General features: G+C 64.5%; 17 protein-coding genes, 1 tRNA gene and 1 pseudogene. 11 read left to right on the forward strand and 8 right to left on the reverse strand.

The window, feature by feature from the left end:
• Positions 1 to 143: 143 nt before the first annotated feature.
• A complete protein-coding gene (locus P6U28_RS09920) occupies positions 144 to 1,385 on the reverse strand; it encodes an efflux RND transporter periplasmic adaptor subunit (protein WP_407122123.1) in 1,242 nt (413 codons plus the stop codon).
• 200 nt (positions 1,386 to 1,585) lie between these two features.
• Between P6U28_RS09920 and P6U28_RS09925 the strand changes: the two genes are divergently transcribed.
• A complete protein-coding gene (locus tag P6U28_RS09925; RefSeq protein ID WP_122403772.1) occupies positions 1,586 to 2,194 on the forward strand; it encodes a TetR/AcrR family transcriptional regulator in 609 nt (202 codons plus the stop codon).
• 58 nt (positions 2,195 to 2,252) lie between these two features.
• Positions 2,253 to 3,154 (forward strand): annotated as a pseudogene (locus tag P6U28_RS09930) (ribonuclease Z).
• 15 nt (positions 3,155 to 3,169) lie between these two features.
• Here P6U28_RS09930 and P6U28_RS09935 read toward each other — a convergent pair.
• Positions 3,170 to 4,003, reverse strand: coding sequence for an IclR family transcriptional regulator (locus P6U28_RS09935; protein WP_122403771.1), 834 nt, complete (start codon positions 4,001 to 4,003; stop codon positions 3,170 to 3,172).
• Positions 4,004 to 4,122: 119 nt separating this feature from the next.
• Between P6U28_RS09935 and P6U28_RS09940 the strand changes: the two genes are divergently transcribed.
• From P6U28_RS09940 to P6U28_RS09965, 6 genes are read left to right on the forward strand one after another with little or no spacing between them, the layout of a single operon-like run.
• Positions 4,123 to 5,046, forward strand: a complete 924-nt coding sequence (locus P6U28_RS09940; RefSeq protein ID WP_209294357.1) for a dihydrodipicolinate synthase family protein — start codon at positions 4,123 to 4,125, stop codon at positions 5,044 to 5,046.
• Between the two features lie 27 nt (positions 5,047 to 5,073).
• Positions 5,074 to 6,513 carry an FAD-binding oxidoreductase gene (locus P6U28_RS09945; protein ID WP_122403769.1) on the forward strand — a complete coding sequence of 480 codons (1,440 nt, stop codon included), beginning with the start codon at positions 5,074 to 5,076 and terminating at the stop codon, positions 6,511 to 6,513.
• A gap of 2 nt (positions 6,514 to 6,515) precedes the next feature.
• Positions 6,516 to 7,622, forward strand: a complete 1,107-nt coding sequence (locus tag P6U28_RS09950) for a four-carbon acid sugar kinase family protein (RefSeq protein WP_122403768.1) — start codon at positions 6,516 to 6,518, stop codon at positions 7,620 to 7,622.
• Positions 7,619 to 8,656: a 4-hydroxythreonine-4-phosphate dehydrogenase PdxA gene (pdxA, locus tag P6U28_RS09955; protein ID WP_122403767.1), complete on the forward strand. Its 1,038-nt coding sequence runs from the start codon at positions 7,619 to 7,621 to the stop codon at positions 8,654 to 8,656. Before P6U28_RS09950 ends, pdxA begins: the two co-directional genes overlap by 4 nt.
• 13 nt (positions 8,657 to 8,669) lie before the next feature.
• The gene (locus P6U28_RS09960) at positions 8,670 to 9,800 is read left to right on the forward strand and encodes an iron-containing alcohol dehydrogenase (RefSeq protein ID WP_244607673.1); all 1,131 of its coding nucleotides are present in this window, start codon (positions 8,670 to 8,672) and stop codon (positions 9,798 to 9,800) included.
• Between the two features lie 56 nt (positions 9,801 to 9,856).
• Positions 9,857 to 10,828 carry a tripartite tricarboxylate transporter substrate binding protein gene (locus P6U28_RS09965; RefSeq protein WP_162500324.1) on the forward strand — a complete coding sequence of 324 codons (972 nt, stop codon included), beginning with the start codon at positions 9,857 to 9,859 and terminating at the stop codon, positions 10,826 to 10,828.
• Positions 10,829 to 10,920: 92 nt separating this feature from the next.
• On the opposite strand, the gene P6U28_RS09970 is transcribed toward P6U28_RS09965, so the two are convergent.
• Genes P6U28_RS09970 through P6U28_RS09980 form a run of 3 tightly spaced genes read right to left on the reverse strand, consistent with a single transcriptional unit; the run spans position 10,921 to position 14,905 of the window.
• Positions 10,921 to 11,877 carry a G1 family glutamic endopeptidase gene (locus tag P6U28_RS09970; protein WP_407122127.1) on the reverse strand — a complete coding sequence of 319 codons (957 nt, stop codon included), beginning with the start codon at positions 11,875 to 11,877 and terminating at the stop codon, positions 10,921 to 10,923.
• A gap of 10 nt (positions 11,878 to 11,887) precedes the next feature.
• Positions 11,888 to 12,838 (reverse strand): phosphatase PAP2 family protein, encoded by a 951-nt coding sequence (locus P6U28_RS09975; protein WP_122403763.1) that lies wholly within the window; start codon positions 12,836 to 12,838, stop codon positions 11,888 to 11,890.
• 15 nt (positions 12,839 to 12,853) lie between these two features.
• Complete coding sequence (locus tag P6U28_RS09980) at positions 12,854 to 14,905, reverse strand: BTAD domain-containing putative transcriptional regulator (protein WP_160118833.1); 2,052 nt, start codon at positions 14,903 to 14,905, stop codon at positions 12,854 to 12,856.
• Positions 14,906 to 15,460: 555 nt separating this feature from the next.
• On the opposite strand from P6U28_RS09980, the gene P6U28_RS09985 reads away from it, so the two are divergent.
• The 3 genes from P6U28_RS09985 (at position 15,461) to P6U28_RS09995 (ending at position 16,694) form a co-directional block, all read left to right on the forward strand.
• The gene (locus P6U28_RS09985; protein ID WP_122403761.1) at positions 15,461 to 15,781 is read left to right on the forward strand and encodes a hypothetical protein; all 321 of its coding nucleotides are present in this window, start codon (positions 15,461 to 15,463) and stop codon (positions 15,779 to 15,781) included.
• A gap of 310 nt (positions 15,782 to 16,091) precedes the next feature.
• Positions 16,092 to 16,165: transfer RNA gene (locus P6U28_RS09990), tRNA-Gln, on the forward strand.
• A 166-nt stretch (positions 16,166 to 16,331) separates the two neighbouring features.
• A complete protein-coding gene (locus P6U28_RS09995; RefSeq protein ID WP_122403759.1) occupies positions 16,332 to 16,694 on the forward strand; it encodes a DUF1428 domain-containing protein in 363 nt (120 codons plus the stop codon).
• Positions 16,695 to 16,703: 9 nt separating this feature from the next.
• Here the strand turns inward: P6U28_RS09995 and P6U28_RS10000 are convergent, their stop codons facing one another.
• The 3 genes from P6U28_RS10000 to P6U28_RS10010 all read right to left on the reverse strand — a co-directional run bounded on the left by P6U28_RS10000 (position 16,704) and on the right by P6U28_RS10010 (position 21,641).
• Entirely contained in the window at positions 16,704 to 17,267 is a 564-nt protein-coding gene (locus tag P6U28_RS10000) for an invasion associated locus B family protein (RefSeq protein ID WP_162500323.1), read from the reverse strand.
• A gap of 61 nt (positions 17,268 to 17,328) precedes the next feature.
• Positions 17,329 to 20,472 (reverse strand): multidrug efflux RND transporter permease subunit, encoded by a 3,144-nt coding sequence (locus P6U28_RS10005; RefSeq protein WP_122403758.1) that lies wholly within the window; start codon positions 20,470 to 20,472, stop codon positions 17,329 to 17,331.
• Positions 20,469 to 21,641, reverse strand: a complete 1,173-nt coding sequence (locus tag P6U28_RS10010) for an efflux RND transporter periplasmic adaptor subunit (protein WP_407122130.1) — start codon at positions 21,639 to 21,641, stop codon at positions 20,469 to 20,471. Before P6U28_RS10010 ends, P6U28_RS10005 begins: the two co-directional genes overlap by 4 nt.
• Between the last annotated feature and the right edge of the window lie 143 nt (positions 21,642 to 21,784).

The following is a 21,784-nucleotide window of genomic DNA, read 5'->3' on the forward strand; positions in this document are numbered from 1 at the left end:
ATCATTCCGATCTCTGGCCGCCTCACCGTCGTTCCGGGGCGCGCGCGTTGCGCGCGAATCCGGAATCCAGAGGTGAAGTGATCGGAGTTTCGTAACTTCGATCCCGGGTTCGCGCTACGCGCGCCCCGGGATGACGGAAAGCACTAGCGTTGCACCACGTCCTGGTTGCTGTGGTTGGACGCCTGCTGCGGCCCCCGCGCGCCCATCTGCGCGATCTCCGTCTTGAGGAGGGCGCCGGGACGCACGCGCTGCAGGCCGTTGACGACGATGCGGTCGCCGGACTTCAGGCCCGAGGTGACGATACGAAGCCCGTCGACGGCGCCACCGAGGGTAACCGGCCGGTAGACGGCGCGATTGTCATCGCCCACCGCCATCACGAACTTCTTGTCCTGGTCGGTGCCGATCGCGCGCTCGTCGATCATCACCAGCGCCTGTTGCTTCGGCTGGCCCATGCGCACGCGGGCGAACTGGCCGGGGATGAGGCGGCCGTCATCGTTCTTGAATACCGCGCGGACGCGGATGGTGCCGCTCTGGCCGTTGACCTGGTTGTCGATGAGCTGGATGTGGCCCTTCGCGGACAAGCCGCCCGAGGTCGTCATCTCGACCGGGATCTGGTCAAGCTTGCCGCGCCGGCCGGCGCTATCTGCGATCGAGTTCAGCGCGCGCAGCACGACCTCTTCATCCGCATCGAACGAGGCGTAGATCGGATTGACCGAGACCAGCGAGGTCAAGACCGGGGATGCGGTGCCGGCGGCGACGAGATTGCCGACGGTGACCTCGATCTTGCCGACGCGGCCATCCACGGGTGCGCGCACCTCGGTGTAGTCGAGATTGAGCTTTGCCGTCTGCAGCGTCGCCTCGGCCGCCTTGACGTTGGCGATGGCTTCACGATGGGCATTGTCGCGCTGGTCGTAGTCGCGCCGGGTGACCACGGCATTGCCGACGAGCTGCGCGCCGCGCTCGAGCTCGCTCTGGGTGAAAACGACGCGGGCTTTCGCAGCCTCGAGCTGGGCCGCAGCCTTGTCGACCTCGGCCGCATAAGGGGCGGGATCAATCTTGAACAGCACGTCGCCGGCCTTCACCAGCGCGCCTTCGGTGAAGTTTGCCGACAGGATCGCACGCGCGACGCGTGGGCGGAGCTCGACGCGGTTGATGGCCTCGAGCCGGCCGGAGAAATCGTCCCACAGCACGGTCTGCCGTGGCTCGATCATCGCGACTGTGACGGAGACAGCTTGTTCAGCCGCGGCCGGTGCGGTCGCTTGCGCGGCATGAAAATAGCGGCCGGTGGCGATCGAGCCGGCCGCGGCGAGGGCGCCCACGATGGCAACGCCACTCAGAAGGCGGCGGAAACGGCCGGTGCGGGAGGTATTTTGGGAGGGGTGCATTTGCGCGCTCCAGATATGTAGTGTTCGCTACAGATGTGGAGCTGGATACCGCAGCGCAAGATACTTATGTACCGTTCGCTAAGAAAATTGTAGCGCGATACCGCAAGAATTGGAAGGCACTAGGAAAGTAGAATTAGAACAAATAGTTAGGATCCGGCGTTAAGCCTTAGGCAGAACCTGAATTCCGAGGAGGTAGGTACATGGGCATGGGACGCCCCCGCGAATTCGACGCCGAAATGGCGTTGGATCAGGCGATGGAAGTGTTTTGGCGCCATGGCTATGAGGGCGCGACGATCGCCCAGCTCACGGAGGCCATGGGTATCAATCCGCCCAGCCTCTATGCCTGCTTCGGCAACAAGGAAGGCTTGTTGAAGGCCGCGCTCGATCGGTACACCAAGCTGCGCGGCGCCTGGATGGACGAGGTGGTGGCAGCGCCGACCGCCCGCGCCGTCGCCGAGCGGATGCTGATGGGCATCGCCGAAAAACAGACCGATCCCGCCAATCCGCCGGGCTGCCTGCTGGTGCAAGGCGGCATCGCCTGCGGCACCGGCTCCGAGAACGTCCCCTTCGAGCTCGCCGCCCGCCGTGCCCAGAACGAGGACCAGCTTCGCGACCGTTTCGTCCGCGCAAAGGCGGAGGGCGATCTCAAGGAAAGCGCCGATCCCGCCGCGCTCGCGCGCTACGTCTCGGCGGTGTCGGTCGGCATGGGCGTGATGGCGTCTTCGGGCGCCGATCGCGAAGCGCTGCGGCAGGTCGCGAGCGTCGCCGTGCAGGCGGTCGAGGCGCAGTCGGCCGACAGGTCCGAATAGCCTCGCCGGACCTCATCTTGCGCGCCGCCTCGGCGCCTCTCTTGGATTTGCAGCGACCATGTTCGCGCTGACATTTCTCGGGACATCGGCGAGCGTTCCCTCAGCGGAGCGCAACCATCCGGCGCTCCTCGTGGAACCCGCAGGCAAGCGTGTCCTGATTGATTGCGGCGAGGGCACGCAGCGCCAGTTGCTGCGCAGCGGCGCCGGCTTTCGTCGGCTCGACCGCATCCTGCTGACGCACGCGCATCTCGATCACGTGCTCGGGATCCCCGGCCTGTTCTCGACGCTGGGCTTGCGGCAGACCTCCGACGCGATGACAATTCACGGCGGGCAGGAACGCTCGACATCGTCATCCGAATGCTCGCAGGCCTGTGGGGCGCGGGCAGGGCGCCGATCGCGGTCAAGTTCGCACCGCTGAGCGCGGGACGGGTCATCGATGCCGATGAATTCACCATTGACTGTTTTCCGGTCCGCCATCGCGACACCGACAGTTTTGGTTTCGTCTTCCAAAGCCCCGCGCGCCGTCATCTTCGGCCTGATCGCCTCGTAGCGCTGGGTGTCCCCGACTGTCCCTTGCGCGGCGAGTTGGCCGCGGGCCGACCGATCGTGCTTGCCAGCCGAACCATCGATCCGGAAGACGTGCTCGGCCCCCCGAGCCGCGGAAGGAGGCTCGTCGTGATCGGCGACATCGAGACCACCGAGGGGCTGTCCCCATACGTAGCCGACGCCAACATGATGGTGATCGAGGCGACGTTCCTCGATCGCGACGCGCCGACCGCGCGGAATTACGGCCATCTCACAGCGGCGGAGGCCGCTTCCTTCGCGGCCGCGAATAATGTCGGCCAGCTCGTGCTGACCCATATGTCAGGGCGCTACGAAGACGAGGAGATCCTGGCGGAGGCGACAAGGATATTTCCGAACAGCCGGATCGCTGCCGACTTCGACCGTCTCGTGATCTAGGCGCCGCGACCGCGCTCAGCTCGACAATCCCGACTTGATCGCGAGATCCTGCGCCTGGCTCGTCACCTGCACCAGCCGCGGCAGCGCCTGATCGCGGAAGGCCGCCATGTCCATCCGCATCGCATCGACGGTGACGCTCAATCCGGCGATCACCAGACCTTGCGCGTCGAAGATCGGCGTTGCCAGCGTGCGCAGGCCATAGGCGTTCTCGCCGTCGGAGACGGCATGGCCTTTCTTCTTGACCTGATCGAGCCGGGCGAGCAGGGCATCGAGGTCGGTGAGCGTTCGCTCCGACAGCTTTAGGCGGGGGCGCAACTCGAGCCGCGCGATCTGCTCGTCGCGCGCCAGATGCGCCAGCATGACGTGGCCGAGCGCGGCGCTGTAGGCGGGGATGCGCGTGCCCGGCCGGCGATCCATCTTGTGGCGATCGAGGCCGGCACCGACGCGGGCAAGATAGACCACGTCGCCGCCGTCGAGGATGCCGAGCGAAGCCGCATCGCCCACCGCAGGCACGAGCTCGCGCAGCAGCGGCTCGACGATGGTCCGTAAGGATCCGTGCGACAGCACAGTGTAGCCGAGATCGAGGCAGGCGACGCCGAGGCGGAATCGGCGGCTCTGCGGAACCGCCTGGAGATATCCGAGCTCGATCAGGGTCTGGATCAGCCGGAACGCGGTTCCGCGATCGAGATCTGCCCGTGCGGCAATCTCACTCAGGGTGAGCTCGAAGGCCTCGCTGGTGAAACTCTTGAGCACGGCGAACGCCTTGCCGACGGAAGCGACGTAATTCTTTGGATTTTTCGGTGTGGATTCAGGTTTACGCTTTGCGGCCTTGTTCTCAGCCTTTGCCATCCTCGAATGCCCGCCATGACAGCTGCCCTTGACGCGGCGGCAGCTGGATCCTACCAACGGGATAGAGCATAACAAATGTTCGCATTCCGAACAATATCGATTTGGCGATCGGAGGAAGTTTGTCGACATCATCGCTGCACCCTCATGGCGTGTTCTCCGCCGCGTTGACGCCCCTCGACGCCGGGCTCGCCCCCGATCATGCGCGCTTCGTCGCGCATTGCCGTTACCTGCTGGACGAAGGCTGTGACGGCATCGCGCTGCTGGGCACCACCGGCGAAGCGAACTCCTTCTCCGCAGCCGAGCGCATTGCGCTGCTCGAGGCAGTGGTGGCCGCGGGCATCGCGCCGCAGCGGCTTCTGCCAGGCACCGGCGTCGCTGCGCTCACTGAGACCATTGCGCTGACGCGTCACGCGCTCTCGGTCGGGGTCGACACCGTGGTGATGCTGCCACCGTTCTACTACAAGGGCGTCAGCGACGACGGCATCTACGCGTCCTACAGCGAAGTCGTGCAGCGCATCGGCGATGCCAGGCTGAGGATCGTGCTCTACCACATCCCGCAGATGTCGGCGCAGCCGATCTCGCATGCGCTGATCGAGAGGCTGCGCAAGGCCTATCCGGCGATCTTCACCGGCATCAAGGATTCCTCCGGCGACTTCGCCAACATGACCGCGATGGTCGAGCGTTTCCCGGGTTTTTCGGTTCTCGTCGGGGCAGATCCACTGCTCTTGCCGCTGCTGCGCAAGGGCGGGGCAGGCTGCATCACCGCAACCTCCAATCTCGTCGCGCGCGACCTTGCCTACGTCTACAAGCATTTTCGCGACAGCGACGATGATGCGGGGCTCAAGGCGGCGCAGGAGCGCATCGTGAAGGCGCGCGAGCTGGTCTCGCGTTTCCCGCAGATGGCGTCGCTGAAGACGATCGTTGCCGAGCGCACCGGTCACGCCGGATGGCAGCGCCTGCGGCCGCCGCTGGAATCGCTGCCGCCGGTCCAAGTGAAAGAGCTGCTTGCGGATGCGGCGGCATTCGCCGCCGCCACCGTGTAGACTCGACCGAAGCGACGAGGCGAACCGATGTCCGATGCTTTCCAGGATGCGCTGGCCGGGCTCGCCGCGATCGTCGGCGACAAGCATGTCATCGCGTCCGGACCCGACCAGGAGCCCTATGTGGTGGACTGGCGCGGGCGCTATCACGGCCGTGCGGTCGCGGTGGTGAAGCCGGGCTCGACCGCCGAGGTCGCCGCCGTCGTGAAATTCTGCGCCGCAAGGCGGCTCGCCATCGTGCCGCAGGGCGGTAACACCGGCATGTGCGGGGCGGCGACGCCCGACGATCGCGCGGGCAATGTCGTGATCCGGCTCGACCGCATGCGGGCCGTGCGCGACGTCAGTCCGCTCGCAAACACCATCACGGTGGAGGCCGGCTGCATCCTCGCGGAGGTACAGAACGCGGCGCGGGACGTCGACCGCTACTTTCCCTTGAGCCTTGGCGCCGAGGGCTCCTGCCAGATCGGCGGCAACATCTCGACCAACGCCGGCGGCACCGCCGTGCTGCGTTACGGTCCGACGCGCGATCTCGTGCTCGGGCTGGAGGTCGTCTTGCCCGATGGCCGCGTCCTCAATGGCCTGCGCGCACTGCGCAAGGACAATACGGGCTATGCGCTCAAGCAGCTCTTCATCGGCGCGGAGGGCACGCTCGGCATCGTCACCGCGGCAGTGCTGAAGCTGTTCGCGCCCCCGCGCAGCTCGGCCCTGGCGTTGTTGAAGCTGCAAGGCGTGGAGCAGGCGCTCGAGATCATGCAGCGCCTGCGCGGCGCAGTCGGCGACCGGCTCGGCAGCCTCGAGATCATGTCGCGCTCGCAGGTCGAGGCGATCGCCGCGACGGTGCCGCATGTCACCATTCCCTTCGAGCTGACGACGCCGTGGTATCTGATCGTCGAGCTGACCGACACGCTCGCGGGCGTTGACCTCAATGAGCCGCTGGCCGCGGTCCTCGCGGATGCGATGGAAGCCGGGCTCGCTGACGACGCCATATTGGCTTCCAATCTGACCCAGGCGAAGGCGATCTGGTCTGTCAGGCACAGCGTGTCCGAAGGCAACAAGCGCAGCGGCTATGTCGTGTCGCACGACAGCGTGGTGCCGCTGGAGCGCCAGGCAGCCTTCGTCAACAATGTCGAAGCCCGCATCAAGGCGGCCGTCCCGCATGCGAAAGTCGTCATGCACGGCCATATCGGCGACGGCAACATCCACGTCGTGGCCCTGATCGATCGCGTGCATTGCCAGGATCCGGATACGACAGCGAGGCTCGTGGCGCACATCAACGAGATCGTCGACGACGAGACCGCGGCGCAGGATGGAGCGATCAGTGCCGAGCACGGCATCGGCATTACGAATCGCGGCAGGCTTGCGCGGGTCGCCGATCCTCTCGATATCGAGCTGATGCGCGACATCAAGCAATTGCTCGATCCGCATCGCCTGATGAATCCCGGCAAAATCTTCAGCATGGGCGTAGCCTGACGATGACGAGCGTCCGCCTGCTTGCTGACGATCTCACCGGTGCCCTCGACACCGCGGCGGAGTTCGTCGGCCTGTGCGGACCGTTTGACGTCACCTGGCCGGACGCACCTGCGACGTCCGGCTCCGGGAGTCTCGCGATCGACAGCGGTACCCGCGAGCGGTCGAAGGCCGAGAGCGTCGAGATCGTCGCGCGGCTGGCGCCGCAGCTCGAGGGGGCGACGATTGCCTACAAGAAGGTCGACAGCCTCCTGCGTGGCGCGTGGGCGGCCGAGCTCGGCGCCTGCCTACGCAGCGGCCACTGGGTATCCTGCGTGGTCGCGCCCGCGTTCGACTATCAGGGGCGCCGCACCGCGGGCGGCCAGCAATTCGCGCGCACGATGCAAGGCGAGTGGCACCGGGTCGGCGACAATTTGCTCGATCAGTTGAGGCAGGACGGCATCGAGGCGCGGCAGGGCAGCTCCGATACGCTGGCGCTGGGCGGCGTTCAGGTGTTCGATGCCGAGAGCGACATCGACCTCGATCGCGTCGTCGAGATGGCACGACGCATGCCGGGACCCGTACTGTGGTGCGGAAGCGGCGGATTGGCCGGCGCGCTTGCACGCAGCCACCGTGCCGATGCGCCGAGCCAATTGAAGTTGCCGGTGCTGGGGTTGTTCGGCTCCGACCAGCCCGCCACCGCCTCTCAGCTGGCTGCGTGTGGCGCGGCGACGATTGCGCTTGCGGAAGGCGAGGGCGCGGCGCGCGTCCGGCGCAAGCTGGGCGACGACCGCGTCGCGATGGTCAAATTCTCTCTCGCCGAAGGCTTGATGCGCACTGAAGCGGCGCGGCGGATCGCGCGCGAAATGGCGGCATTGATTGCGGCGCTCGACCCGCCCGGCACGCTGATTGTCGCCGGCGGTGAGACCCTGAAGGCCGCATGCGTTGCCCTTGGCGCGCATGCGCTCCAGGTGACAGGACGTATCGTTCCTGGATTGCCGCGCTCGATCCTGCAAGGCGGGCGCTGGGCCGGCGTCGACGTGATCTCGAAATCCGGCGCATTCGGTCCCAGCGGGCTGTGGCGTGACCTACTCCGGGACAATCATCTGCTCAGAATGGAGAGTCCGACATGACCTCTCGTCATCTTGCCATCACCATGGGCGATCCGGCCGGGATCGGGCCGGAGATCATCGTCAAGGCCTGCGTCGGGCTGAAGGAGCGGATCGCGAAGGGCGATCTGCGCCTGCTCATCATCGGCAGCGGCGCAGCGCTCGATGGTGCCAAGTCCGCGCTCGGCGCCGATGTCGCGATCCCGGAGGTGACGGCCGACGATCGCGAGTGGCCCGATCTCTGCTACCTCCAGGCCGACGTCGAGGGCGATCCGATCAAGCCGGGCGTGCTCAGCGCCGATGGCGGCCGCTTTGCCTACAAGGCGATCGAGCAGGGCGTGCGCTTGACGCAGGCCGGCCGGACCGCGGCCATCGTCACCGCGCCGCTCAACAAGGAGGCCCTCAACAAGGCCGGCTATCATTTCCCGGGCCATACCGAGATGCTGGCGCATCTCACCGGCGTGCGCGGCTCGGTTATGCTGCTCGCCCACGGCAACATGCGCGTCAGCCATGTCTCGACCCATGTTGCGCTCGAGGACGTGCCGAAACGGCTGACGCCGGAGCGGCTGCGCATGGTGATCGACCTCACCAATGACGCGTTGCGCCGGCTTGGCATTGCCAGGCCGAAGATCGCGATCGCCGCCCTCAATCCGCATGCCGGCGAGGGCGGTCTGTTCGGCCGGCAAGATATCGACGTATCGGCGCCGACGATCGCGAAGGCCGTGGCGGATGGCCTCGACGTCGTCGGTCCGGTGCCGGGCGATACCATTTTCGTCAAGCTGCGTGCCGGCCAGTTCGATGCCGCGGTCGCGATGTATCACGATCAGGGGCACATTCCCGTCAAGCTGCTCGGCTTCCAGGTCGACCCGGCGACCGGCCGCTGGCAGGAGCTCTCCGGCGTCAACATCACGCTCGGCTTGCCGATCATCCGCACCTCCGTCGATCACGGCACCGCCTTCGACATCGCCGGCAAGGGCATCGCCAACGAGCACAGCCTGATCGAGGCCATCGATTATGCCGAGCGGCTGGCCGCCGGCACCTCCGCAGCCAAATCATGAGATCGAACGCACGATGACCAACGCCTTCACGCCCATCGAAATCCAACGTCCCACCATCCTGGAGTTCGGAAACGGCACGATCACCGCTGCAGCGCGCTTCGCCGAGCGGATCGGCGCCAGGCGGCCGCTGGTGATCTCGGACCCGTTCAACGCGCGCCGTGTCGACACGCTGGCGCTGCCGGGGGCGGTGAAAGTGTTCGGCGACGTCAAGCCCGAGCCTGACCTGCCCAATCTCGAGAAGGCGGTGGCGATGGCGAAGGAGGTCAAGCCCGATCTCGTCGTCGGCTTCGGCGGCGGCAGCGCGATGGATCTCGCCAAGCTGGTCGCGGTGATGTGCACGAACGAGGTCGCATTCGCCGACATCGTCGGGCCCGAGAAGGTGGCCGGACGCAACGTGGCACTGATGCAGATCCCAACCACCTCGGGCACCGGCAGCGAGGCCGGCACCCGCGCGCTGGTCACCGATCCCGTCAGCCAGAACAAGCAGGCAGTGCAGAGCCGCTTCATGCTGGCCGACATCGCGATCGTCGATCCCGACCTGACGATGACCGTGCCGAAGCAAGTGACTGCGGCGACCGGCGTCGACGCCTTGGCGCATTGCGTCGAGGCCTACACCAGCCGCAAGGCGCATCCGACGATCGACCTCTATGCGCTCGAAGGCGCACGGCTGGTCGGACGCTATCTCAAGCGCGCGGTCACCGATGGCAGCGACCGCGAGGCGCGTGCCGGCCTGTCACTGGCCTCGCTCTATGGCGGCTATTGCCTCGGGCCGGTGAATACGACGGCGGGCCACGCCGTGGCCTATCCGCTCGGCACGCGCCATCACGTTGCGCACGGTCTCGCCTGCGCGGTGATCTTCCCGCACACGCTCGCTTTCAACATGCCGGCGGTGGACGAGAAGACAGTCGCCGTGCTGGGTGCACTGGGGCTGCCGGAACGCAATGATCCCGAGCTTGCATTCGATGCCAGCTATGAGTTCTGCAAGGACCTCGGCATCGAGATGCGACTGTCCGCGCTCGGCGTGCCCAGAAACGATCTCGGCGTGATGGCGGACGAGGCGCACGCCATTCGTCGCCTGCTCGACAACAATCCGCGCGATTTGAGCCGGGATGCGATCCTCAACATGTACGAGGTCGCGTTCTGACACGCCTGCTGCGCGCGGCGCCAATCAACAACACAATGAAAGTAGAGGAAACTTCGATGAGATCGATGTGGCTTGGTCTTGTGTCGGCAGTGCTGCTGACGACGTCGCCGGTGCAGGCGCAGGACGCCTATCCGTCCAAGCAGGTAACTGTGATCGTTCCCTTCGCCGCCGGCGGCACAGCGGATATCTTCGCGCGCATGGTCTCGAACCAATTGCAGACGAAATTCGGCAAGCCGTTCGTGGTCGAGAATGTGGGCGGCGCGGGCTCGATCCTTGGCGTCACGCGGCTGGCGAAGTCGGCGCCTGACGGCATCACGCTCGGCCTTGCCAGCACCTCCGCGCTCGCGATCAATCCGTCGCTCTACGGCCCGAAGCTGAGTTACCAGCCGGACAAGGATCTGGTGCCGGTCGCCCAGATCAGCGTCGTGCCCAACGTGCTCGTAGTGAACCCCAGCAAGATCAAGGCGCGCACCGTGCCGGAACTGATCGCATATCTGAAGGCGAACCCCGACAAGGTCTCGTTCGGCTCCGCCGGCGTCGGCACTTCGCAGCATCTGGCCGGCGAGCTGTTCCAGCAGATGACCGGCACCAAGATGGTGCACGTGCCCTACAAGGGGTCGAGCCAGATGCTGACGGACCTGCTCAGCGGCCAGATCGATCTCGCCTTCGACAATGTGCCGCTGCTGCTGCCGCAGGTGAAGACCGGCCAGCTCGCGATGCTGGCGACCGCAACCCCCAAGCGCGCCGACTTCGATCGCGAAGTCCCCGCGGTGGCCGAATTCCTGCCGGGCTTCGAGGCGGTGGCCTGGCACGGCTTCTTCGTCCCTGCGGGCACGCCGAAGCCGATCGTCGAGAAGCTCTCGGCCGAAATCCGCGCCTTCATGCAGCAGCCGGAGACGGTGCAGAAGATGGCCGAGCTTGGTGCCGCTGCGGTGGCGGTGGATTCGGAGCCCTTCGCAGCCTACATCGCCTCCGAGACGGTGCGCTGGAAGAAGGTGATCGAGGCGGCGAACATCAAGCTGGAGTAGGCGCACCGTTGCTGGTCTTTCGCCAGCTGAAACGGGCCGGATCACGACGCGGCCGCTTCTCCGCGGTCCGGCCCGAAATGCGCTTTGCTAGCTCACGCCATGGGATCCTGGAATGTACACGTGACGCCGATCGGGGCGCTCGCGTTCTCCTGCCGTAGTGCCGCGCGTGACACAATGACGGTTCGCTCGGGATTGGCGAAATTCTCGCGCATCTCGATCATGAGTGCGTTGTCGGCGAGCGTCATCATGCGTCCTGACCCGACCGCTCCGTCCGCAGCCCGCGCCACACAGTAGCTGAAATCCACGGAACCATAATCCGGAAGCGGAAACAGGTCGCCGCTGCCCGGGTCGGTCGGCCGCTCCATCACCCATTCCACCGATGATCCGAGCGGTTCGATCTCTCCGGGCGGCTGTCGGACGAGAAACGAGCGGAATTCGCCGGTGCTCTGGTTCTTGATGAAGTACAGAACGTCTCCGCTGACCTGCACCGCAAGACCCGCGAGGATCTCATCGCCGGTCTCGATCGGCAGGTTGTCGATCACCGTGATCGCTTGCGGCGTCATATCCTTTTCGTCCGAGTTGTGCCACCAGTCCCACCAGGCGAAGTGATTTGGCTTGCGGTTGGGCCAGTGGCCGGTGCCGATTTGAGGAAGGGACGTATTGGGTAACCTGCCGTTGCGGCCGTCGAGGCCCACCCACAACAACGATTTGGGGTCGTCGGAGTGCGTGTTCAGCGCCGGCGCGGACGGCTGACGCACGGCCGGCACCTTCCATCCGCCTGCTGCGAAAACGATCCGCTGCGGCCAGGGCGTGGAGACCAGCGCCCCCGACCAATTCAACATCGATTCAAGTGCTCCTCCGAGCGATGGGGGGTCGATGGTGCTGAACGTCGGTCGCTTCGCGGAAAAGCGCGGCGAAACGAGAGTTGTCCAAAATTTGAACAGCTCCGGCTCGGTGAGAACAGCCGGCTTTTGCGGAATGCCGTAGAGATCGAGCTTGTCCGAGCTGGCCTCTAGAAGATTGAAGCCCTCCGGCACGACCTCGTACAAGCCGTAGCCATCACTCTTGCGCATCTTTCCCTCCTGCGAAGACACCGGTGTCCGCCCACTCGCGCCTGGCGTTGTCGACGAGCTCCCTGAACTTCGGCAGGTATGTCCGATCGAGGAGAATTTTGTCAGTGATCGCGGCTGCGAGTGTCACGCCTGCCACGGTATCCGAGCGATAGTGGAGGCCGGCGATTTCGCGATTGCGCGCCACTCTGTCGGCAAGGGCACCAAGCGTCTTTCCGATCGTGGTTCTCCCCGCGGCTCCCGGCGCGGGGTCTGGAACGCCGAGGGATGGCGGTACGACCTCCGTGAGCAGAGCCGCGAAGACGTGAGCCTGGGTAGCGTGACCGCTTGGGTAGGACGCATGCCCGCCGTGCTGGATCGGCGACATGAGGCCGGGCACGACCTGGGTTGGACGCGGACGATTGAAATGAGCCTTGTAGTGCATCGTGATCAATGCCGTGAGCGCGTCGGCGACGATCAGCATGCGCGATGTCGCCGGGTGCGTCGTCGCCGTCGCGGACACCAGATGCAGGAACTTGCTGATGAATTCGTCGGCCTCGGATACGATGTCGTCGAGGGCCGCAGCGCGCTCGTGAACTGCCATGTTTCTCAAGGCGCTGATATCGTCGTCAAGCGCCCCGGCCCAAGGGGTTGGCCCGGCGCCGAGCAGTGCAAATCCGCCGAGCCTGTCGAGCCAATCTGCCCGGCTGGCAAGATCGGACATCACGACCCAGGCGTACCAACGGGTCGACCACAGCCTCATGCCAAAGCCGCTGGGATCGAATCTGGCGCCGGCGATATCGCGCTCGCTTATGAACGGGCGATCGACGCGATCGGTGAACATGGCGCCGCCTGATCCGCCCGCGTTGCCGCCGTAGCCTCCATACCCGCCATACCCGCCGTAGCCTCCATAGCCGCCATATCCGCCGTAACCGCCATATCCCCCGTATCCGCCTGCCATGTGTGCCTCCTCTGTTTAGAATTCGTCGGTGCCGCTCGTGCCGTCTCCGTGTTGAAGTGCCGCCAGCCGTGAGAGCGCTGCTTCGACCCGCGTCAGGGTCGGCTTCGGCCACGGCGACGTCGTGATCCACCTCAGATCGATCTCGCCCGCCGTCATCAGGGGTTGGGCAAAAGTCTGCGCATCGTCGAGACGTCCGCTCTCCACGAGTGCGGCAACGAGGACGCGCAGGTTCACCTGGTTGCTGGGCAATTGCATCGCAACCCGCATCGCGTGTTCGATGGCAGATGTGAGATCCCGCTTGGCAAAATAGGCCTGAGCCGAGATCATCTCGGCGAACCATGCGTGCCGGTCTCTCGGGGACAGGCGCAGATTGACTGCCGCATCGCGGAGCGCATCTTCGTAGTTTTCGCAGCGGACATGCACCGCGGCCCGGTACGCGAATGCGAGCGCCAGGTTCGGCGTAAGCTCGATCGCGCGGTCAAGCTGGCTGAGGGCACCGACATGGTCGTGCTTGCACTGCGACAACGTGTAACCGCCGACGGCGTTGGCGAGCGGATCTGCCGAGTTGCGCTCCAGCGCTCTTTCGGCGAGGGCACGCGCGGTATCGCGCTCGTTCAATGCATTCGCGGACCATCCGCGCGCCACGCGCTGCATGTGCCAGATCGCGCTGTACGACAGCGGCGGAGCCCAATTGGGGCTGAGCATGTGCGCCCGCTCGAAGTTGGTTCGCGCCGTCACGAACGTCGTGTAATCCGGACTGAACATCTGATCGTAACCGACCAACGCCAGTTGATAGGCGTCGAGATCGTCTGGTCTCTTCTGCATAGCGCGATGAAGCTCCCGATCGCGGACTTGGGGCGCCAGCGAGCGGATGACCTCGACGGCGATGCGATCCTGCAAGTCGAAGACATCGGCTACAGTCCCGCTGAGACGATTGACGCGGACGACTTCGACCGTTTCGGCGGCAACGAGCTCGGTCGAGATCCGGATCTGATCGCCGGCGCGCTGAATGCTTCCATGAAGCAGGTACTGCGCATTGAGATCGCGGCCAATTGCACGCAGATCCGGCGTCTGCGATGCCGGGATCATCGTGGAGCCGCGGGAAATGACGAACAGCTCTTTCAATCCCGACAGAGCCTGGACGACACTGTCGACGACGCCGATCGTGAATTGAGGCTCCAGGGTGGGCGAGAGCGCGCGAAAGGGAAGGACGGCGACCGACGGCCGGCTGACGACGGATCCGGCCAGGGCGACAGCGGGTGCTGCTACGGCGGACGCAGCCGGCCGCACGACGGTTTCGGGCTGCTGCTGCCGCAGGCCGGCGATCAAGTCCTGCGTCAGTTTGTGCGGCTCGATGTCGTAAGCATCTTCGAGTTGGCGCCAGAGGCGCGCATAGATCGCGAGTGCCGCGCCAATGCTCCCGGTCGCGAGATGGCTCTTGATGAGAACACGAATGGCCCGCTCGTTTTCGGAATCCAGCCGGTGGATCGCCTTCGCAGCAGCTTCCGCGGTTGCCGCCACGACGGGGTCGGTCTCACTGGGCAGCAGCCTCGTCAGCGCGTCGATCAGCCGTTCGTGGATCAGGGGGCGCGTCTCTGCGAGCCATTCCGAGAATGCCGGATCGACGCCCTCCAGGTCGTCGAGGATATCGTCGGTCAGGCGTTCGCGCGTGAGCAGTAGTGGATGGACGATACCGCGCTCGGCATCCGAGATGATCTCGACCAGATCACACGTCACCCGCTCGATCTCGAGTGCCACGTGGATTTGGTCTGCATGGAAGTGCGGGCAACCGAGCGCCTTTAGCTCGCGCTGAATCTGGCTTAAGGATTGGCGCAGCGAACCCTTTGCGAGCGGGTCTTCCTTCTCGCTCCAGAGCAGCCCGACCAACTTGCTCCTGGGCAACTGGCGTGCGGAGGAGAGCATCATGTAGCCGAGAAGCGCTTGCGCCTTTCGGCCGAGCCCGACCTCGTGCCCGTCCACGGACGCCGAAAATGCTCCGATGATTTTAAGTGTCAGGTGGCGGGGCTCGTCTGCGCCAACCGCCTCGTTGCTGTTGACTCCCGACATCTCGTCCCATCCCCCGTCGATGATGTCGACGACGCTGTAGGAGGGCAGGTTCCGGGTGGCCAGACTTGGCAGAATGCAAACGATCGGTTCGCGCGGTCTGCGAAGCCAATGACAGGTGAGCTCAGGAATACAGCCCGCCGGATCTGATGCAATTCGGGAATGGTACATCTCGCGTCGTCGGATGGTCAAGGGTTGCGGAATGATCGAAATGCGACTTGCGGGCGGAATGAAAAAAGCTCGCTACTTCGAGCCGAGGAGCGTGAAATCAGCGTGAATCGGCGGCTCTTCGGCGGTATGCGGGGCAGTCGCCGCGCCGTCGACAACTCACGCGCGAACTCGATCTGACTTGTTCGCCTTGTCCGACATATCGTGCGCGGCGGCGGAAGGCCGGCAGGGAGAGATGACGGTATCGTGTACGGCAAGTCCCGCGCCCGTCGACGCGGCGCGTTGCGCGCACGCCGGATTCACGGCTGATTCACGGTCGACTTCGCTTCGCCGGTCTAAGCTTCGTTCGTGACCGAAGTGTCGCGCAACTTGGCAAGGGAGAGGCGTATCATGACTGTCCTGCTGAGAAACACCTTCAAAGCCTGGATCGATCGCGCGCCCGGCGCGCCGCCCAAGCTGATCATGACGGGAGACGTGCGGGTGCCGACCAACGGCTGGCAAGCCCGCCTGACAAAGCGCACGCCGCAGGGGATCAATCCGAAGATCCTGATCCTCGACGTGAATGCCCAGGAGCCGAGCGGGGAAGCTCTGCAGGAGATCACGACGATCCCGCTCCGCTACGAGGAAAGTCCGCCGCAGGACGAATACGGCCAGGTGATGATTGCGAACGGCAAGGGTGAGATCGTTGTCCACATCGGTCGCACGCATTGATGGCGTGCTCTGGTCGGAATGGTCGCATCCGATCCGGCCATTGCGCGCACGTCCCGTGCACGCCGAGATCACCGAGGTGAGCTTGCAGACGCGGTGCCGCGAACATGCGCTCCGCGCTTATTCCGAAAAGGAGCGCCAAGACGTTTCGCTCGGGCGTGAACGCAGCAAGAACAAGCAACGATGTTCACAGAAGGGCTGGACCGCGAAGATCAGCGCGGCTATATGAGCGGCCTGCGAGCCGCTGATTTGCAAAATTTTCAGCCAGCCTCGCAAGACTCCGAAGAAAGCTTAGCGATTTCAAGCGCTTCGGTGGGGAATGGTGTAACGGTAGCACAACAGACTCTGACTCTGTTTGTCTTGGTTCGAATCCAGGTTCCCCAGCCAGCTCCAGGCACTTTTCCAGGTATGGTTCCAAGCCCCTGCGCAGGATGCCAGGTTCATCGGCCGCCTCGCTGCTCGCGACGGTTTGCCTCACCTTACATTCGCATTTTCAGGTCGGATCGCAGCGCGCTGTATCGTCCTTGGGCCGTACAACCCAAGGAGATCCCTCATGCCCTATGTCGATGGTTTCGTTCTCGCCGTACCGAAGGACAAGATCGAGGCCTACAAGGCGCTGGCGACGACCGCCTGCGCGATCTGGATGGAGCACGGCGCACTCGATTATGTCGAATGCATCGGTGACGACGTTCCCTATGGAGAACTCACCTCGTTTCCGCGCGCGGTAATGGCGAAGGAGGACGAGGTCGTGGTGTTCTCCTGGATCGTGTACCGCGATCGCGAGAGCCGAGATGCCGTCAACAAGAAGGTGATGGCGGACCCGCGTCTGAAGATGGAGGGAATGCCGTTCGATGGCAAGCGCATGATCTATGGCGGCTTCACGACATTGCTTCGGGCGAGCGACATCGCAGCCTAAGGAAGCCCGTCACTTGATCTTGTCGTAAGCTGCTGCGAAATCGCCGAGCGGCATCGGGATCGCGATCGTCTCCTTGGCCATGTTCTGGAAGGAAACCTTCAGCTGCTTGCCCGACCGCAAGGCGGCGAGCAGGTCCGGCACCACCGGGGTCGAGGCGTAGCAGCCACGGTTCTCGCAAGTCTGGATCTGGAGATCGACGGTCTTGCCTTCGTCCACCTGGAGCTTGGCGCCGACGGGAAGATTGAGGCCGAGTGGCAATTGCAGTAGCGCGATCGGCGTTCGGGTGTCGGGCGTGATGCGGATGTTGATCAGGACGACGGTCTGGCCGGTCTTGGTCAGCACCGCGTTTTGCTCCATCGCGCATTCGAGCGCCGCATCGCGGCTCGCGCTGGTGCAGCGGACGATCCAGCCGGGCTGCCCGGAAGCGCTGTCGGCCTGTGCTTGCGTCGGGGCAGGCGCGGGTTGCGCGGCCGGAGGAGCGGCGTTCTTCTTGGCGCCCTGCTGGGCATGTGCGGCGCCCGCTGACAACAGGGCAGCAGCGGCAAGGGCGACAAGTCTGGATTGCATCGGCATGGCGAAACCACATTTGCGAACCGGGGTCTCGCTGTAGCGTCGCGGCAGTCGCGGCGCAAGTTTACTCGGCGGCTTCCTTGACGCTGCCGCGCTCGGGCGCTTCATCGCCTTCGCCACCCGAACGGCCCCAGGTGGAGAACCAGTTGTTCAGCTTATCGAGATAGAGGTAGACGACGGGTGTGGTGAACAGCGTCAGCGCCTGGCTGACGATCAGGCCGCCGACCATGGCATAGCCGAGCGGCTGGCGGATTTCGGCGCCGGTGCCGTGGCCGAGCATCAACGGTACGCCGCCGAGCAGCGCCGCCATCGTCGTCATCATGATCGGGCGGAAGCGCAGCAGGGCGGCCTGGCGGATCGATTCCTCCGGCGTCTTGTGCTCGTCGCGCTCGGCGGCGATCGCGAAATCGACCATCATGATGCCGTTCTTCTTCACGATGCCGATCAAGAGGATGATGCCGATCAGCGCGATCAGGCTGAAGTCGAAGCCGGCGGCCATCAGGATCGCGAGCGCGCCGACGCCGGCCGAGGGCAGCGTCGACAGAATCGTGATCGGATGGATGTAGCTCTCGTAGAGAATGCCGAGGATCAGATAAACCACGACGAGGGCGGCGAGGATCAAGAGCGGCACGGTGCCGAGCGACTGCTGGAACGCCTGCGCCGTGCCCTGGAAGCTCGAATTCAGCGTCGGTGGCGCACCGAGCTCGGCCATTGCCCGCTGCACGGCCTCCGTGGCCTGGCCGAGCGCCACGCCTTGCGCGAGATTGAAGCTGATCGTGATCGCCGGGAACTGGCCCTGGTGGCTGATCGAGAGCGGGCGGACCGGATCGGTGGTCCAGGTCGCGAAGGTCGACAACGGCACCTGATCGCCGGTCAGCGGCGATTTCAGATAGAGCTTGTTCAGGCTGTCGAGATTGCCTTGCATCTCCGGCAGGATCTCGAGGATCACCTTGTAGGTGTTGAGCTGGGTGAAATACTGCGTGACCTGCCGCTGTCCGAAGGCGTCATAGAGCGTGTCGTCGATCAGCTGCGGCTGGATGCCATAGCGCGAGGCGGTGTCGCGGTTGATCTTGAGTTGGACCGTGGTGCCCTCGGTCTGCTGGTCGGTGGCGACGTCGCGCAGCTCCGGCAGCGTCTGCATCTTGGCGAGGATTTTCGGCGCCCACTCGTTGAGCTCGGCGAGATCGGCATCCTGCAAGGTGAATTCGAACTGCGTGCGCGTCGGGCGGCCGCCGAGCCGGACGTCTTGGGCTGCCTGCATGTAGAGGCGGGCGCCCTCGACCTTGTCGAACTGTGGACGCAGGCGTGCGATGATCTGCTGTGCCGAGGCCTCGCGCTGGTCGCGAGGCTTTAGCGTGATGAACAGGGCGCCGTTGTTACCGGCGCGGCCGCTGCCGCCGATCGCCATGGCAACGCTGGCAACGTCGGGATCGGCCATGATGATCTTGCCGAGCTGCTCCTGGCGTCTCATCATCTCCTTGAACGAAATGTCCTGCGAGGCTTCGGAAGTGGCCGTGATCAGGCCGACGTCCTGCTGCGGGAAGAAGCCCTTCGGGATCAGCACGAACAGGTAGATCGACAGTCCGAGCGTGGCGAAGAAGATTGCGAGCGTGGTGCGCCGCCAAGCCAGGGCGTGGTCGAGCACATATTCGTAGCCGCGCAGCATCGCGTCAAAGGCGCGCTCGCTCCATTGGTAGAAGCGGCCGTGGCGGACTTCGCCATGAGCGCGCAGGAAGCGCGAGGCCATCATCGGCGTCAGCGTCAGCGACACGAACATCGAGACGAAGATCGTCATGGCCAGCACGACGGCGAATTCGCGGAACAGGCGCCCGATGATGCCGCCCATCAGCAACAGGGGGATCAGCACCGCGATCAAAGAGATGCTGATCGAGAGGATGGTGAAGCCGATTTCCTTGGAGCCCCTGAACGCGGCCGCGAGCGGGGTTTCGCCTTCCTCGATGTAACGGGTGATGTTCTCGAGCATCACGATGGCGTCGTCGACGACGAAACCGACCGCGATGGTGAGCGCCATCAGCGACAGATTGTCGAGCGAATAGCCGGCCACCCACATCAAGGCGCACGCGCCCAGAAGCGCCAATGGCACCGTGACCGTGGGAATGACCGTCGCCCAGAAGCTGCGCAGGAAAATGAAGATGACCATGACCACGAGCGCGATGGTCAGCAGCAGCGTGAACTGGACGTCCTCGACTGCGGCGCGGATGGTCGTGGTCCGGTCGCTGATCAGCTCGACCTTGATCGCGGGCGGGATCGCTGCAACGAGGCGGGGCAGGGTCGCCTTGATCCGGTCCACGGTCTCGATGACGTTGGCGCCCGGCTGCTTGAAGATCACCAGGAACACGCCGCGCTTGCCGTTGGCCCAGGCCGCCTGCTTGGCGTCTTCAGCGGCGCTGACCGCTTGGCCGATGTCGCGAATCCGCAACGGACCGCCGTTGCGATAAGCGATGATGACGTCGTTCCAGTCCTTCGAATGGGTGAGCTGGTCGTTGGCATAGATCGTGTAGGCGCGTTTTTCGCCGTCGATATTACCCTTGGGGCTGTCGACCGTGGTGATCGCGATCTGGCTGCGCACGTCTTCCAGCGACAGGCCCTTGGCGACGAGTTTCGCCGGGTCGACCTGGACGCGGATGGCGGGCTTCTGCTGGCCGCCGATGAAGACCTGGGCGACGCCCGAGAGCTGGCTGATCTGCTGAGCAAGCTGGGCGTCGACCGCGTCGCTGACGCTGGTCAGCGGCAGCGTCTCCGATGTCGCCGACAGCAGCAGGATCGGCGCGTCGGCGGGGTTGACCTTGCGGTAGGTCGGGGGCGAAGGCAGGTTTTTCGGCAACTGGCCGCTGGCAGCATTGATGGCGCCCTGCACGTCGTTCGCGGCGCCGTCGATGCTGCGGTTGAGGTCGAACTGGATGGTGATCGATGCCGTGCCCAGATAACTCGTCGAGGTCATCTGCGCGATGCCAGGAATCTGGGCGAATTGCCGCTCGAGCGGCTGCGCCACCGACGAGGCCATCGTTTCGGGGCTGCCGCCGGGCAGGTTGGCGGTGATCTGGATGGTCGGAAAGTCCACCTGCGGGAGGGGCGCAACCGGAAGCAGGGGATAGGCGACGAGACCGACGAAGAGAATGCCAGCCATCAGCAACGAGGTGCCGATGGGATAACGAATGAAAGGTGCCGAAATCCCGCCCCCAATCATTCCTGTCGTACCTTGTTCTGGGCTGGATCCGAGCTTGCCACCGCCGTCGACACAAGGCTGCCGGGCTGAACCTTGAACTGACCGCCAACGATCACCTGCTGGCCTGGGCTCAAGCCTTCCTCGATGACCGAGCGCCCGTCGATGCCATAGCTGACCTTGATCTTGTGCACCTCGGCCTTGTTGTCCTGATTGACGGTATAGGCGTAGAGTCCGTTGGTTGAATGCTGGACCGCGTCATCCGGAACCACGGTCGCATCCTTGAGCATTCGCACCAGGAGCCGGGTCGAGACCGATTGGCCCGGCCACAGCGTGTGGTCCTTGTTGTCGAACACCGCCTTGAGCCGGATCGTCCCACTGGTCGTGTCGACCTGATTGTTGATGACCGCGAGCTTGCCCTCGGCCAGCGTCTTCTTGCCGTCGGTCGTGAAGGCGATCACCTTGAGCGCGCCGGCTTTCTGGCCCTCGCTGATATAGGGGAGCTGGTCTTCCGGCGCCGTGAAGATCACCGAGATCGGCTCGACCTGCGAGATCGTGACGATGCCCGTCTGCGTCGAGGCGTTCACGATATTGCCGATGTCGACCTGGCGCAGGCCGGCGACACCGGTGATCGGCGCCTTGACCTGGGTGTAGTCGAGCTGGGTCTGGGCGTTGGCGATCGCGGCTTCGTCGGCGGCGATCTGGGCAGTGAGCTGGGCGACCGTGGAGCGCTGGGTATCCACCCGCTGTGCGGTCGCGAATTCGCCGAGCCTCATGGCGCGCTGAAGTTCGAGATTGGCGTTGGCTAGACTAGCCTCGTCCTGCGCCTTCTTGGCCTTCGCCTGGTCAAGCGCGGCCTGATAGGGACGTGGGTCGATCGAGACGAGGAGATCGCCCTGCTTGACGATCTGGCCTTCTCTAAATTCGAGCCTGTCGATCTGGCCATCCACACGGGTTCGGACTTGGACCGTATTGAAACCCTGAACCGTGCCCAGACCGGCGAGGTAGACCGGAAAGTCTGTTTTCTGGACCGGCGCAACGCTGACGGGGACGGCGGAGGGACGGGGCGGACCTTTTTGTGCGGTCTGGGTTTTGCCAGCCTGGGATGAGCCGAATTTCTGCCAACCATAATAGCCCGCGGAGGCCCCGGCCGCGATAATCAGAAGCCAGAGGATCGGCCGGGACTTTTTCATGTCGTCTCGTGTCGGCTCGTGTGCCCTCAGCTACGAATAATAGGGCAACCGTAGAGTTCCATCGCGATGTATAATACACGCCAAGTTCCAGTGTAAACAGCACTATCGGTTGAGAATCCTAAACAATTGGAAAGCTTTGCACC

The organism is Bradyrhizobium sp. STM 3561, from assembly GCF_045571455.1.
GTDB lineage: Bacteria > Pseudomonadota > Alphaproteobacteria > Rhizobiales > Xanthobacteraceae > Bradyrhizobium > Bradyrhizobium vignae.

Coding starts and splice junctions, on each gene's coding strand:
- P6U28_RS09920 (WP_407122123.1), bottom strand. CDS start 1,385: ATGCACCCCTCCCAAAATACCTCCCGCACCGGCCGTTTCCGCCGCCTT.
- P6U28_RS09925 (WP_122403772.1), top strand. CDS start 1,586: ATGGGCATGGGACGCCCCCGCGAATTCGACGCCGAAATGGCGTTGGAT.
- P6U28_RS09935 (WP_122403771.1), bottom strand. CDS start 4,003: ATGGCAAAGGCTGAGAACAAGGCCGCAAAGCGTAAACCTGAATCCACA.
- P6U28_RS09945 (WP_122403769.1), top strand. CDS start 5,074: ATGTCCGATGCTTTCCAGGATGCGCTGGCCGGGCTCGCCGCGATCGTC.
- P6U28_RS09950 (WP_122403768.1), top strand. CDS start 6,516: ATGACGAGCGTCCGCCTGCTTGCTGACGATCTCACCGGTGCCCTCGAC.
- pdxA (WP_122403767.1), top strand. CDS start 7,619: ATGACCTCTCGTCATCTTGCCATCACCATGGGCGATCCGGCCGGGATC.
- P6U28_RS09960 (WP_244607673.1), top strand. CDS start 8,670: ATGACCAACGCCTTCACGCCCATCGAAATCCAACGTCCCACCATCCTG.
- P6U28_RS09965 (WP_162500324.1), top strand. CDS start 9,857: ATGAGATCGATGTGGCTTGGTCTTGTGTCGGCAGTGCTGCTGACGACG.
- P6U28_RS09975 (WP_122403763.1), bottom strand. CDS start 12,838: ATGGCAGGCGGATACGGGGGATATGGCGGTTACGGCGGATATGGCGGC.
- P6U28_RS09980 (WP_160118833.1), bottom strand. CDS start 14,905: ATGTCGGGAGTCAACAGCAACGAGGCGGTTGGCGCAGACGAGCCCCGC.
- P6U28_RS09985 (WP_122403761.1), top strand. CDS start 15,461: ATGACTGTCCTGCTGAGAAACACCTTCAAAGCCTGGATCGATCGCGCG.
- P6U28_RS09995 (WP_122403759.1), top strand. CDS start 16,332: ATGCCCTATGTCGATGGTTTCGTTCTCGCCGTACCGAAGGACAAGATC.
- P6U28_RS10000 (WP_162500323.1), bottom strand. CDS start 17,267: ATGCCGATGCAATCCAGACTTGTCGCCCTTGCCGCTGCTGCCCTGTTG.
- P6U28_RS10005 (WP_122403758.1), bottom strand. CDS start 20,472: ATGATTGGGGGCGGGATTTCGGCACCTTTCATTCGTTATCCCATCGGC.
- P6U28_RS10010 (WP_407122130.1), bottom strand. CDS start 21,641: ATGAAAAAGTCCCGGCCGATCCTCTGGCTTCTGATTATCGCGGCCGGG.